The sequence below is a fragment of the Pseudomonas sp. 20P_3.2_Bac5 genome (assembly GCF_025466035.1).
GTDB lineage: Bacteria > Pseudomonadota > Gammaproteobacteria > Pseudomonadales > Pseudomonadaceae > Aquipseudomonas.
The window spans coordinates 24975-37712 of sequence record NZ_JANLOA010000091.1; the positions used below are offsets into that span (position 1 = coordinate 24975).

Annotated in this window: 12 protein-coding genes; 6 read left to right on the plus strand and 6 right to left on the minus strand. The window is 66.4% G+C overall.

All coding sequences use genetic code 11. The annotated features are described in order from the left end of the window. Positions 1-12 precede the first annotated feature (12 nt). The 5 genes from NTD88_RS15875 to NTD88_RS15895 are packed head-to-tail and all read left to right on the plus strand — an operon-like array spanning position 13 to position 5186. A complete protein-coding gene (locus NTD88_RS15875) occupies positions 13-1218 on the plus strand; it encodes an SfnB family sulfur acquisition oxidoreductase (RefSeq protein ID WP_262154979.1) in 1206 nt (401 codons plus the stop codon). Next, positions 1218-2624 (plus strand): LLM class flavin-dependent oxidoreductase, encoded by a 1407-nt coding sequence (locus tag NTD88_RS15880; RefSeq protein ID WP_262154980.1) that lies wholly within the window; start codon positions 1218-1220, stop codon positions 2622-2624. Before NTD88_RS15875 ends, NTD88_RS15880 begins: the two co-directional genes overlap by 1 nt. Further along, positions 2617-3423, plus strand: a complete 807-nt coding sequence (locus NTD88_RS15885; protein WP_262130636.1) for a MetQ/NlpA family ABC transporter substrate-binding protein — start codon at positions 2617-2619, stop codon at positions 3421-3423. The genes NTD88_RS15880 and NTD88_RS15885 overlap by 8 nt, the downstream gene beginning before the upstream one ends. A gap of 1 nt (position 3424) precedes the next feature. Next, positions 3425-4552, plus strand: a complete 1128-nt coding sequence (locus tag NTD88_RS15890; RefSeq protein WP_262154981.1) for a methionine ABC transporter ATP-binding protein — start codon at positions 3425-3427, stop codon at positions 4550-4552. Then, complete coding sequence (locus NTD88_RS15895) at positions 4542-5186, plus strand: methionine ABC transporter permease (RefSeq protein WP_095159000.1); 645 nt, start codon at positions 4542-4544, stop codon at positions 5184-5186. The genes NTD88_RS15890 and NTD88_RS15895 overlap by 11 nt, the downstream gene beginning before the upstream one ends. 389 nt (positions 5187-5575) lie before the next feature. Here the strand turns inward: NTD88_RS15895 and NTD88_RS15905 are convergent, their stop codons facing one another. The 6 genes from NTD88_RS15905 to NTD88_RS15930 form a co-directional block, all read right to left on the minus strand. Continuing rightward, positions 5576-6976 carry an efflux transporter outer membrane subunit gene (locus NTD88_RS15905; RefSeq protein WP_262154982.1) on the minus strand — a complete coding sequence of 467 codons (1401 nt, stop codon included), beginning with the start codon at positions 6974-6976 and terminating at the stop codon, positions 5576-5578. After that, positions 6973-7848, minus strand: a complete 876-nt coding sequence (locus tag NTD88_RS15910) for an HlyD family secretion protein (protein ID WP_262154983.1) — start codon at positions 7846-7848, stop codon at positions 6973-6975. The genes NTD88_RS15905 and NTD88_RS15910 overlap by 4 nt, the downstream gene beginning before the upstream one ends. Continuing rightward, complete coding sequence (locus NTD88_RS15915; RefSeq protein WP_095158997.1) at positions 7845-8057, minus strand: DUF1656 domain-containing protein; 213 nt, start codon at positions 8055-8057, stop codon at positions 7845-7847. The genes NTD88_RS15910 and NTD88_RS15915 overlap by 4 nt, the downstream gene beginning before the upstream one ends. Beyond that, the gene (locus NTD88_RS15920; RefSeq protein WP_262154984.1) at positions 8054-10144 is read right to left on the minus strand and encodes an FUSC family protein; all 2091 of its coding nucleotides are present in this window, start codon (positions 10142-10144) and stop codon (positions 8054-8056) included. The genes NTD88_RS15915 and NTD88_RS15920 overlap by 4 nt, the downstream gene beginning before the upstream one ends. Beyond that, a complete protein-coding gene (locus tag NTD88_RS15925; protein ID WP_262154985.1) occupies positions 10141-10593 on the minus strand; it encodes a MarR family winged helix-turn-helix transcriptional regulator in 453 nt (150 codons plus the stop codon). The genes NTD88_RS15920 and NTD88_RS15925 overlap by 4 nt, the downstream gene beginning before the upstream one ends. A gap of 112 nt (positions 10594-10705) precedes the next feature. Then, positions 10706-11521 (minus strand): tetratricopeptide repeat protein, encoded by an 816-nt coding sequence (locus tag NTD88_RS15930; protein WP_262154986.1) that lies wholly within the window; start codon positions 11519-11521, stop codon positions 10706-10708. Between the two features lie 205 nt (positions 11522-11726). Between NTD88_RS15930 and NTD88_RS15935 the strand changes: the two genes are divergently transcribed. Further along, a complete protein-coding gene (locus NTD88_RS15935) occupies positions 11727-12737 on the plus strand; it encodes a helix-turn-helix transcriptional regulator (protein WP_262154987.1) in 1011 nt (336 codons plus the stop codon). The last annotated feature ends 1 nt before the right edge of the window (position 12738 follow it).

Consider the following 12738-nt stretch of genomic DNA (forward strand, 5'->3'; position numbering starts at 1 on the left):
CTGGAGCCCCTTATGAGCCTTCATTCGCAACCGCACGACGCCGTGGCAGTCATCAGCACTGACGCCGAAGCGCTGGCCATCGCCGAACAGATCGCCGGCCAACTGCAACACGACAGCGCCCTGCGCGACCGTGAACGGCGCCTGCCGCACCCGGAACTGGAGCTGTTCACCCGCTCCGGCCTGTGGGGCATCAGCGTGCCGAAAGCCTTCGGCGGCGCTGGCGTGTCCAACGTCACCCTGGCCAAGGTCGTCGCCCGCATCGCCCAGGCCGACTCGTCGCTGGGACAGATTCCGCAGAACCATTTCTACGCCCTCGAAGTGCTGCGCGTGAACGGCACCCCGGAACAGCAACAGCGCCTGTACGGCGAAGTGCTGGCCGGCAGACGCTTCGGCAACGCCCTGGCCGAGCTGGGCACCAAGACCGCCAGCGACCGCACCACCGCGCTGACCCGCGACGGTGACGGCTACCGCATCAACGGCCGCAAGTTCTACGCCACGGGCGCGATCTACGCTCAGCGCATCCCCACCTCGGTGGTCGATGAAAACGGTGTGCAGCAACTGGCCTTCGTCCCCGCCGACAGCGCCGGGCTGAAAGTCATCGATGATTGGAGCGGCTTCGGCCAGCGCACCACCGGCAGCGGTTCGGTGGTGTTCGATAACGTCCGGGTCGAGGCTGCGGATGTGGTGCCGTTCCAGAGCGCGTTCGAGCGGCCGACGCCGGTCGGCCCGCTGGCGCAAATCCTCCACGCCGCCATCGACACCGGCATCGCCCGCGCCGCCTACGAAGACGCCCTGCACTTCGTGCGCACCCGCACCCGGCCGTGGATCGACGCCAGCAGCGACAAAGCCACCGAAGACCCGCTGAGCCTGAAGACCTTCGGCCACCTGGCGATCCGTCTGCACGCCACCGAAGCCCTGCTGGAGCGCGCCGGCGAATTCCTCGACCGCGCCCAGGCCGACACAAACGCCGATACCGTGGCCGCCGCCTCCATCGCCGTCGCCGAAGCCCGCGCCCTCAGCACTGAGATTTCCCTCGCCGCCGGCAGCACCCTGTTCGAGCTGGCCGGCAGCCAGGCGACCCTCGCCGAACACGGCCTGGACCGCCACTGGCGCAACGCCCGCACCCACACCCTGCACGACCCGGTGCGCTGGAAATACCACGCCATCGGCAACTACTACCTCAACGATCAGAACCCACCGTTGCGGGGGACCATCTGATGGCCAAGAAAAAGATCCTGCTCAACGCCTTCAACATGAACTGCGTCGGGCACATCAACCACGGCCTGTGGACCCACCCGCGGGACACCTCCAGCGAGTACAAGACCCTCGAATACTGGACCGAACTGGCAAAGCTGCTGGAACGCGGGCTGTTCGACGGCCTGTTCCTCGCCGATATCGTCGGCGTCTACGACGTCTACCAGCAGTCGGTGGACGTGCCGCTGAAAGAGTCGATCCAGTTGCCGGTCAACGACCCGTTGCTGCTGGTCTCGGCCATGGCCGCGGTCACCCGCAACCTCGGTTTCGGCCTGACCGCCAACCTCACCTATGAGCCGCCGTACCTGTTCGCCCGGCGCCTTTCCACCCTCGACCACCTGAGCCGGGGCCGGGTCGGCTGGAACATCGTCACCGGCTACCTGGACAGCGCAGCCAAGGCCATGGGCCTGGACGCACAGCCCGAACACGACCGCCGCTACGACCAGGCCGACGAGTACCTGGAAGTGCTCTACAAACTGCTCGAAGGCAGTTGGGAAAACGACGCGGTGCTCAACGACCGCGAACGGCGCATCTACGCCCAGCCGGACAAAGTGCACAAGGTTCGCCACCACGGCGAGTTCTACAAGGTCGAGGGCTATCACCTCAGCGAGCCATCGCCGCAACGCACGCCGGTGCTGTTCCAGGCCGGGGCCTCGGAGCGTGGCCTAACCTTCGCCGGCAACCACGCCGAATGCGTGTTCATCAGCGGCCAGACCAAGGCCGCGACCCGCGCCCAGGTCGACAAAGTGCGCGCCGCCGCCGTCGCCGCCGGGCGTGATCCGCACGCAATCAAGGTGTTCATGGGCATCACCGTGATCGTCGCCGCGACCGAGGAACAGGCCCGCGCCAAGCACGCCGACTACCTGCGCCATGCCAGCGCCGAAGCCGGCGTCGCGCATTTCTCCAGCTCCACCGGCATCGACTTCTCGGCCTACGAACTGGACGAACCGATCCAGTACGTGAAGAGCAACGCCATCCAGTCCGCGACCAAGCACCTGCAAAACAACGACTGGACCCGCCGCCGCCTGCTCGACCAGCACGCCCTCGGCGGGCGCTACATCACCCTGATCGGCTCGCCCGAGCAGGTCGCCGACGAGCTGGAAAGCTGGATCGCCGAAACCGGCCTGGACGGCTTCAACCTGGCCCGCACCGTCACCCCGGAAAGCTACGAAGACTTCATCGACCTGGTGATCCCCGAGCTGCAACGCCGCGGCTCGTACAAGACCGCCTACGACAACGGCCCCCTGCGACAGAAGCTGTTTCCGCAGGGCACTGCCCACCTGCCCGCCGACCACCCCGGCGCCGGCTATCGCCACAACGCCCAACCGACCACGACCGCCCAACCGACCGGAGCGCTACAGCATGCTTAAGACCCTTTTCGGCCGCCCCGTCGCGGCACTCGCCCTCACCCTCGGCCTGATCGGCACCGGCCACGCCGCCGATGCGCCACTGAAAGTCGGCACCACCGCCGCCTTCGCCATCCCGCTGGAAGCGGCGGTCGGTGAAGCGAAGAAACAGGGGCTGAACGTCGAGCTGATCGAGTTCAGCGACTGGATCGCGCCCAACGTCAGCCTCGCCGCCGGCGACATCGACGTGAACTACTTCCAGCACATCCCGTTCCTGGAAAACGCCAAGTCCGCCGCCGGCTTCGACCTGGTGCCCTACGCACCCGGCATCATCAACAACGTCGGCCTCTACTCGAAGAAGCACAAGAGCTTCGCGGAACTGCCGGAAGGCGCCACCGTGGCCATCGCCAACGACCCGATCAACGGCGGTCGCGGCCTGCAACTGCTGGCCAAGGCCGGCCTGATCACCCTCAAGCCGGGTGTCGGCTACAAGGCCACCGAGGACGACATCGTCGGCAACCCGAAGAAGATCAAGATCCTTCAGGTCGAGGCGGTGCAACTGGTCCGCGCCTATGAAGACGCCGACCTGGTCCAGGGCTACCCGCATTACATCCGCCTGGCCAACACCTTCGATGCCGGTTCCGCGCTGCTGTTCGACGGCATCGACCACAAGGAATACGTGATCCAGTTCGTCATCAAGCCGCAGAACAAGGACGACCCGCGCCTGGCCAAATTCATCGACATCTACCAACACTCGCCGGTGGTTCGCGCCGCCCTCGACAAGGCCCACGGCAAGCTGTACCAGCCGGGCTGGGAGAGCTGAGATGAGCACCGCCAACGCCCGCGTGGCGCTGGACTCGCCGAGCCTGCCGGAACCCCGGCAGACCCGGCAGCGGGCGCTGCATCCTGAAGTGAACAGCGCCCACGTGCGCTTCGTCAGCCTGAACAAGACCTACCCGGGGCAGGACGCACCGGCCCTGGCCGACATCGACCTGAACATCCAGCACGGCGAAATCTTCGGCATCATCGGCCGCAGCGGCGCCGGCAAGTCGTCGCTGATCCGCACCATCAACCGCCTGGAACAACCCAGCAGCGGCCGCGTGCTGATCGACCAGGTGGACATCGCCGAATACGACGAAGACAAACTGGTCACCCTGCGCAGGCGCATCGGCATGATCTTCCAGCACTTCAACCTGATGTCGGCCAAGACCGTGTGGCAGAACGTCGAGCTGCCGCTGAAAGTGGCCGGCGTGCCCAAGGCCGAGCGCCAGCGCAAGGTCACCGAACTGCTGGAACTGGTGGGGTTGCAGGAGAAGCATCACGTCTATCCGGCGCAGCTTTCCGGCGGACAGAAACAGCGCGTCGGCATCGCCCGCGCGCTGGTGCATGACCCGGCCATCCTGCTCTGCGACGAAGCCACCTCGGCGCTCGACCCGGAAACCACCGAATCGATCCTCGGCCTGCTGCGCGACATCAACCAGCGCCTCGGCCTGACCATCGTCCTCATCACCCATGAAATGGCGGTGATCCGCGATATCTGCCACCGCGTGGTGGTGCTGGAACGCGGGCGCGTGGTCGAACAGGGCGAGGTCTGGCAAGTGTTCGGCGACCCACAGCACGACGTCAGCAAAACCCTGCTGGCACCGTTGCAACCGGCCTTGCCGCCCTCGCTGCTGGAACGCCTGCTGCCCACCGCGCCGGAGGCGCGAGCGACGTTGGTTTTGCGTTTGCGGGTCAGCTGCCAGGACCGCGAAGCGCCGGACCTGTCGGCGCTGTTCACGGCGCTGGGCGGCAAAGTCAGCCTGTTGCAGGGCGGCATCGAACCGATCCAGGACCGTGCCCTTGGCCAACTGGTGATCTCGGTCGCGCAGTCGCCGCACACCCACGACAGCATCATCGAACGGGCCCGGGAATGGGCCGCGCAGGTGGAGGTACTTGGCTATGTGGTTTGATCGCTTGTTGCAGGGCGTCGTCGACACCCTGCTGATGGTCGGCGTGTCCTCGCTGATCGCACTGCTGGCGGGGATTCCGCTGGCGGTGATCCTGGTCACCAGCGGCAAAGGCGGGATCTTCGAAGCGCCCAACGTGAACCGCGTGCTCGGCGTGTTCGTCAACCTGTTCCGCTCGATCCCGTTCCTGATCCTGATGGTCGCGCTGATCCCCTTCACCCGGCTGATCGTCGGCACCACCTACGGCGTCTGGGCGGCGGTCGTCCCGCTGACCATCGCCGCGACCCCGTTCTTCGCGCGGATTGCCGAAGTCAGCCTGCGCGAAGTCGACCACGGCCTGATCGAAGCGGCGCAGGCCATGGGCTGCCGGCGCTGGCATATCGTCTGGCATGTGCTGTTGCCCGAGGCGCTGCCGGGAATAGTGGGCGGCTTCACCATCACCCTGGTGACCATGATCAACTCCTCGGCCATGGCCGGCGCCATCGGCGCGGGCGGGCTGGGCGACATCGCCTACCGGTACGGCTACCAGCGCTTCGACACCCAGATCATGCTGACCGTAATCGTCATGCTGGTGGTGCTGGTGGCGTTGATTCAGGTAAGCGGGGACCGATTGGCGCAGCGGTTGAACAAGCGGTGAGGTAGCGCCGGGATCCCGGCTTAAAGCCAGACTGCATCCCAGTGAGAGTAATCTCTTACCCTTCTGACCAACCCGGCCCGCATATGTCAGGCATTACTATCCAAGCCAGCGAGTTGGCTGCACCCTCCGTTTGTGCCAGACGGAATTGCTCAACCACTAGACGGGCCGGCCTCAAGTCCTGAAACACGGCTTTGCGCCCCCCCGCTACGCAGGTCAGTAAATACAGCCGCCCGCGTTCGGAAAAACGGCCAATACGTAAAAGCTCGGAGGCTGGGTAGGGCATGAGGCAGTCCTTGAAAAGATGAGCGTTCAAGGTAGTCAGGCGCTGCGCCGCCGATCGCGGATGAATCCGCTCCTACACCTGCAGTGAGCCTGCTAGCGATTGCGGACTACCAGCCCCCGCCGAGTGCCAGGAACAACCCGATCTGCCCCATCGCCACCTGGGTATTGGCCGTCGCCAGTTGCGCGCGCATGTCGGTGTAGGTGCGGGTCGCTTCCAGGTCGGCGAGGAACGACGCCCGGCCAGCCTGGTAGAAACGGTGGGTCTGATCCGCCGCCAGCCGCGCCGAGCGCTCGGCGTCTTGCAACGCGTCGCGACGGTCGAGCAAGGCGCTGTACTGGGCCAGGCTGGTCTGGGTTTCGCGGATGGCGTTGAGCACCACGCCGTCAAAGTTGGCCAGCGCGGCCTGGGTGCTGGCCTCGGCTTCGCGAATCCGCGCGCGCGAGCCGTTGGTCGGCACGGTCCAGGTCAGCAACGGGCCGAAGCCCCAACGGTTGGTCGCCGGCTTGCCGAGGTTTTCCAGAATGCCGATGGTGCCCACTTGGGCGCCGATGCTGATGTCCGGGTACAACTGACCGGTGGCCACGCCGATGGTCGCGGTCGCCGCCGCCAACTGGCGCTCGGCCCGCCGCACATCAGGGCGCCGCTTAAGCAGCGCGGCACCGTCGCCCACCGGAATCAGTTGGGCGATATGCGGCAGTTCAGCGCAGTCGGCGGTGCCGGCGGGCAACTGGTCCACCGGCTTGGCCAGCAGCATCGACAAGGTGAACAGGCCGGCCTCGCGGGCCGCCTGGTAACGCGGCAGTTCGGCGCGCAGGGATTTGAAGCGCGTTTCCGAGCGGGTCACCTGGGTTTCGTCACCACGGCCGGCATCGCGCAGGCGCTGGGTCAGGCTGACGCCCTGCTCTTGCAGGCCCAGCGACTCGCGGGCGATGTGCAATTCTTCGTTGGCCGCGCACACCTGGGTGTAGGCGCGAACCACGTCGGCGACCACGGTGATCCGCGCCGTGTCCGCCGCGGCCTGGGCCGCGTCGGCATTGGCCTGGGCCGCCTCGACGCCACGCTTGAGGGTGCCCCAGAGGTCGAACTGATAGGACGCGCTGAGGATCGCCTCGCCGATGTTCGCCACCGGCACTTTGTCAGGCTGCAGGAACGCCTCGCCCGACTCCTGCAAGCGCTGCGCCCCCAGCTTCACGCCGCCGCTGAAACCACCCTGGGCCTCGGCTTCCTCGACTTGGGCCCGCGCGCGGGCGATGTTGGCCGCCGCCACGCGCAGCTCGCTGTTGGCCGCCAGCGCCTGATTGACCAGGGTATCCAGCCGCCCGTCACGGTACAGCCGCCACCAGTCATTCGGCACCGGCGCCGACACCACGCTGTCGGCATCGGCGCGCAACGCACCTTGCAGGTCGCCACGGTTGAGCGCCGCCTTCTCCGGCAAGTGGTAATCCGGCCCGACCATCTGGCAGGCCGAGAGCATCAGGCTGACGCCCAGCAGCGACAGCTTGTTCATTGCCGCGCGTCCTCGATGATCGACACCGTGGCGGTCCGCCCGGCGATCAGGCGGAAATCCGCGGGCACGTCATCGAAGGCGATCCGCACCGGAATCCGCTGCGCCAGGCGCACCCAGCTGAACGCCGGGTTGACGTTGGGCAGCAGGTTGGCGCCGCTGCTGCGGTCGCGGTCTTCGATGCCGGCGGCGATGCTCTGCACATGGCCGCGCAGGCGGGTGCTGTCGCCCATCACGCGGATGTCCACGGACTGGCCGATGTGGATGCCGGACAGCTTGGTTTCCTCGAAGTAGCCATCGACGTGGTACGACTCGCTGTCCACCACCGACAGCACCGGACGGCCGACGCTGACGAACTCGTGGGCGCGCGGCGCGCGGTCGTTGAGGTAGCCGTTGACCGGGCTGCGCACCACCGAACGGTCGAGGTTGAGCTGCGCCGCGTCCACCGCCACCTGGGCTTCATCCAGCGCGGACTGGGCACGGGCCTGACGCGACTGGCTCTCTTCCAGTTGCTCGGCCGCCACCAGGTTGCCGAGACCCTTGTTGCGTTTGGTCTCGCGCTGCGCCTGGGCCAGGGTTTCCTTGCGCTCGGCGAGGGTCGCCTGGGCCTGGCGCAAGGCCAGGTGGAAACGGTCCTGGTCGATGGTGAACAACACGTCGCCGCGCTTGATCAGTTGGTTGTCGCGGACCTCGACCTGCTGGATCAGGCCGGAGACGTCCGGGGCGATCTGGATCACGTCGGCGCGGATATGCCCGTCGCGGGTCCAGGGGGCGAACATGTAATACAGGACCATCTGCCAGACCAGCACGGTCGCCAGGGTCACTACCAGCAGCGTCAGGACAACACGGCCCAAGGTCAACAAAGGTTTTTTCATGGCAGCATCAGGCTTCGGCAAAAGTGGTCCACCGTACCGAGCAGCACGGCGTAGAGCGCAACGTTGAAGAGTGCCCGGTGCCAGACCAGGCGATAGAAATGCACGCGGTTGAGCACGGCATGCAGTGCGAGGAACAGCACATAGGTCAGCAGCATCATCACCAGCAGCGTGGGCAGGAATACCCCGCTGATATCCAGTTCACCGATCACAGGGGCGCTCCATCGATGCCATAAGGCAGTTGCGGTTGACGGTCGGCGGGCTCCAGCACCACTTCCACACCCGGCAGCAGCGCCAGGCGCAGGCCACTGAGTGCGTGCAGCAGGTGCAGGCGGGCATCGCCATGGCCGTCCATGGCGTCGATATTCAGGGCGCGGCGCGCCAGTTCCATGCTGCCCAGCAGCGCGGGCGGCGCGTGCAGGCGCTCGCGGGCATCGAGGCAGGCCTGGAAGTGCGCGCCAACTTCCGCGATGACTTTTTCCAGCGCCGCCCGAGGCTGCGCCGACGCCCGCGGCAGGTACGCCAGCAGGTCGAGCAGGTTCAAGCCGACGCGCAGGTCACGCAGGGCGCTGCCGCTGTCCTGGCCGGTCTGGCTCAGGCGCGGCAGGTGCTGCATCAGGCGGTCGAGCATCTGCACGCCGAGGCGCCGATGCTCGGCAAGCGTCGCCGGCCGGGTCATGCCGACGATGTCGCGCCAACTGAAACGGGTCAGGCGCTTGGCCGCCAGCTCGACGCCGAACGGGCGCATCACCAACGTCCAGAGGAAGGCGAACAGCAGCCCCACGGGCCCGGCGATGTTGGCGTTGACGAAGGCCAGGAAGTCGGCGTCGTAGGCACCCTGGATGCTGATGAACGACGCAGTGTTGACGATGGTCAGCAACGTGCCGAGGTAGAAACGCGGCTGCACGGTCAGGGTGCCGACGCAGATGAACGGGATGGCGAAGGCCAGCACCAACATCGGGAAGTCATGCAGGTTCGGCAGCACCAGGAACAGGTAGAGGCTGGCGAACACCACCGACAGCGTGGTCCAGAAGAAGAACCGGTAGATCTGCGGCGCCGGGTCGTCCATTGCCGCGAAGAAGCTGCACGCCACCGCCGCGAGGATCACCGCGCTGGCGCCATCGGCCCAGCCCGTCAGGACCCACAGGGCGGTGGCGGCGAGGATCGCGGTGAAGGTGGAGAACACCGAATAGAGCATCAGGCCGCGGTCGAGAAAAGGTGTCAGCCGGCCCAGTCGCCAGTGCCGGTACACGGCGCGCCAGGGCGAGAGGTCTTCGCGGGCGATGGCGTGTTTCAGGCTGCAGCAGTCCTGCCACAGGTCGATCCACTCGCCGAGCCGATAGAGCGCGTTGGACAGCAGCAGGCCGGGGCGTTCATCCAGCTCGGCGACGCTGGGTTGCAGGCGTTCGAGCTGTTCGCGCAGCGCCGACCAGCGCGCCACCGAGGCGTCATCAGCGCTGGCGCGCAGCCATTCGCGGGTGCTCGCCAGCAGCGGCTGCAGGGTTTGCGCCTGCTGCGGCGCGCGGGCTTCGACGGCGAGCAAGGCGTCGTCCAGCGCATCGATCACCGGCAGCAGGTGAATCATCCGCCCGCGCAGCTCGCGGGCGTTCTTCACCGTCTGCGGGCGGGCGCCTTCGTGAGAGAGCTGGCCGATCATCATTTCCAGCGAGTTGAAGGTGGTGACCATCGAGGCGCGCAGGCTGCCGACGGTGTCGGCGGCGGTGTCGCGGGCGAGGAAGGTGTCGCTGTAGCGGATCGCCTCGGCGAACCAGTTGCCGGTGGCGCCGACGAACACCGGGGTCAGCCGGCGTGGCCAGAACATCGCACCGACCACCGCCGCGCAGACGATGCCGAGGCAGATTTCCTGGGCCCGCGACGAGGCGATGTCGAACACCGCCAGCGGGTTATCCACCACGGGCAAGGCGATCATCGGCAAGGTGTAGCCGGCCAGCATCAGGGTGTAGCTGTTGGCGGTGCGCAAGTGCAGCGAGAGGAACAGCAGCGTGGCCGTCCACAGCGCGACGGCGATGGTCAGCAGCACCGGCGCCTGCACCAGCATCGGCACCAGAAACACCGCGCCGGCAGCACCGATCAGCGTGCCGACCGCGCGGTACAACGCCTTGGAACTGGTGGGCCCGACGAACGGGCTGGAGACGATGTACACCGTGGCCATCGCCCAGTAAGGCCGCGGCAGTTGCAACAGCAGGGCGATGTACAGCGCGATCATCGACGCGGCGAAGGTGCGCACGCCGTAGAACCAGTCCCGCGCCGGTGGCATGGAGCTGAAGAAATCTTTCACAGGGGCAGGCCCGGCGAGCGCTGGGCCGCCTCTTCGAAGGCCTTGATCACGCGCAACGCGGCTTCCAGGTCGGCGGCGGGAATGTCCTTGAGCACATCGCGGCGCAGGCGCACCAGTTCGCCCTCGATGGCTTCGGCCAGTTCCCGGCCCTTGTCGGTCAGGCTCAGGGCCTTGGCCCGGCGGTCGCCCGGGTCTTCGCTGCGGCAGACGTAGCCGGCGCCGCACAACTGGTCCAGCAGGCGCACCAGCGACGGGCTTTCTACCCCTACCGCCTGGGCCACCGCGACCTGATGCACCCCGTCGCCCAGGCGCAGGATCATCAGCAGCGGCACCGCACAGGCTTCGGAAATGCCGAAGCGCGCCAGCGTGGTCTGGCAGATGCGCCGCCAGTTGCGGCTGGCCGCGACCATGCCGCTGCTGGTGTTCATTTGCAGTGCGTCGAGTTTCATGGGAACGGTAGTGACCATATTCATAGTTTGCTAACTATCAATGTTCTTCGATCACGCCCCCGAGCGTCAATAGCCTTTCGGCGTGGCCCGGATCAAGGGCCACGGACTCACATCAGATACGCAACTGGGCTTCCAGTTTCATCGCCAGCGCCAGCGGGCTGCCGAGGCTGATGGCCTGATCGCGCCAGAACAGATAACGCAGATCGTTGCCGCTGGTATTGAAGTGCAGCGCCAGCTCTTCCGCCGCCTGCGCAACCCCCGCCACCGCCGCCAGCTCCAGCCAATACACCCCGGCACGGCTGTCGGCGGCGACCTGCTGACCATGCAGCAAACGATAGCCCACCTCGAAACGGCAGCGCGCATCGCCACGCTGGGCGCCACGGAAAAACCATTCGTAGGCTTTTTGCAGGTCCACCGACCAGAGATTGCCGCCGCCGTCGCAGACCTCTTCTTCAAACAGATCGCCCAGCGCCGCTGCCGCCTCGGCCAGCCCGGCCTCGAAGGCGTGCCGGTAATACTCGGCGGCGTTGAGATAGGAAATTTCCACGCCCTTGCCGAAGTAATGCTGCTGACCGAGGTTGAACCAGGCCACCGCACTGCCCTGCAACGCCGCCATGCGCAGCAGGTGTCCGGCGAGCGTCGGATCGGCGCGCCAGTAGCGGCCGTTGAGCCAGATCCAGCCCAGGTCGTTGAGCGCCGTGACACTGCCTTCCAGCGCCTGCCGGCGTAGATCGCCATAGACCGCCAGCAAGTCCGGAGCCTCATCCAGCAGGCTGACCAGGCTGAAGCGCTCCCCAAGCGCCGCTCGCTGCGCCGGCAGGCCGACGCCGGTGTACAGCCGCCGCACGCGCAGACGGCCAGGCGCGGGCACGACACGCTCGGGCAAGAGGCGCCCGAGCAGAGAGTAGATATTGCTGGCAGCAGACATGTTCATCCTCACTGAACCGCCCTCCCTGGTTTCTGCGCGGGCGTTGAGGCGTGATTCTGCTGGGCGTCACGACAAAACCTGTCGCGGACACGTTGGTCGGGGCAATTCAACGGTTCATCCCTGAATGGGTAAATTAATGGCAAACTGCCATGCCTTCTGCTGGACATCATGCTTTCGCCGCAAGCCTAGACAAGGACTGACCGTTTTGCCCTCCGCCACCACCCGCGCCACCCTCAGCCGTCAATGGGAATTGCTGCGCCAGCTCCCCAGCCGCTCCCCCGGCATCACCAGCGCGGAGCTGGTCCTGCGCCTCAAGGACGCCGGCTTCAGCATCAGCAAGCGCAGCATCGAACGCGACCTCAACGAGCTGTCGCTGATCTTCCCGCTGGAGCGCAACGACCGCAGTATTCCCTACGGTTGGTACTGGGCGGCGAACGCCTACGTGGACTTGCGCGGCCTCAGCGTGGGCGAGGCGCTGAGCCTGGCGCTGGTGGAAGACGCGGTGCGGCCCCTGCTCCCCGGCAGCATGCTCAAAGGGCTGGATGCGCGCTTCAGCCATGCCCGGCAAAAGCTCGAACACCTTTCGTCGGAGAACAAGGCGGCGCGCTGGCTCGACAAGGTCGCCAGCGTGCGTCCGGACATGAACATGCAGGCCCCGGAAGTCTCCGACGCCATACTGGAAACGGTGCAAAAGGCCCTGCTTGAGGAATACCAGTTGCAGTGCCAGTACTACTCGGCGCACACCGACCGAACCGTGGAACTGACCCTCAACCCGCTGGCGCTGATCCAGCGCGGCCAGGTCGCCTACCTGATCGCCACCGCCCAACCGTTCACCGACACCCGCCAGTTCGCGGTGCACCGCTTCCGCCAGGTGAGCGTGCTGGCCAGCCCGGCCCAGGGCCTGGACGCCTTCGACCTGCAAAGCTACCTGCGCAGTGACGCCCTGCAATTCGGCAGCGCCGAGAAAATCGAATTGCACGCCTGGGTCAGCAGCAACCTCGCACGGCTGGTGCGCGAGACGCCGCTGTCAGCGGACATGACCCTGACCGACCTGGAACACGGCCACAGGCTCCAGGCCACGGTCAGCAACAGTTGGAGCCTGCGCTGGTGGCTGCTCAGCCAGGGCGATGAACTGATCGTCGAACAGCCAACGGCGCTGCGCCAGTTGATCGCCAAGACCCTGACCAGCGCCGCAGCGCAGTATCAGGACGAGTAAT

Coding starts and splice junctions, on each gene's coding strand:
- NTD88_RS15875 (WP_262154979.1), top strand. CDS start 13: ATGAGCCTTCATTCGCAACCGCACGACGCCGTGGCAGTCATCAGCACT.
- NTD88_RS15910 (WP_262154983.1), bottom strand. CDS start 7,848: ATGAAAAAACCTTTGTTGACCTTGGGCCGTGTTGTCCTGACGCTGCTG.
- NTD88_RS15880 (WP_262154980.1), top strand. CDS start 1,218: ATGGCCAAGAAAAAGATCCTGCTCAACGCCTTCAACATGAACTGCGTC.
- NTD88_RS15890 (WP_262154981.1), top strand. CDS start 3,425: ATGAGCACCGCCAACGCCCGCGTGGCGCTGGACTCGCCGAGCCTGCCG.
- NTD88_RS15895 (WP_095159000.1), top strand. CDS start 4,542: ATGTGGTTTGATCGCTTGTTGCAGGGCGTCGTCGACACCCTGCTGATG.
- NTD88_RS15930 (WP_262154986.1), bottom strand. CDS start 11,521: ATGTCTGCTGCCAGCAATATCTACTCTCTGCTCGGGCGCCTCTTGCCC.
- NTD88_RS15925 (WP_262154985.1), bottom strand. CDS start 10,593: ATGAAACTCGACGCACTGCAAATGAACACCAGCAGCGGCATGGTCGCG.
- NTD88_RS15885 (WP_262130636.1), top strand. CDS start 2,617: ATGCTTAAGACCCTTTTCGGCCGCCCCGTCGCGGCACTCGCCCTCACC.
- NTD88_RS15905 (WP_262154982.1), bottom strand. CDS start 6,976: ATGAACAAGCTGTCGCTGCTGGGCGTCAGCCTGATGCTCTCGGCCTGC.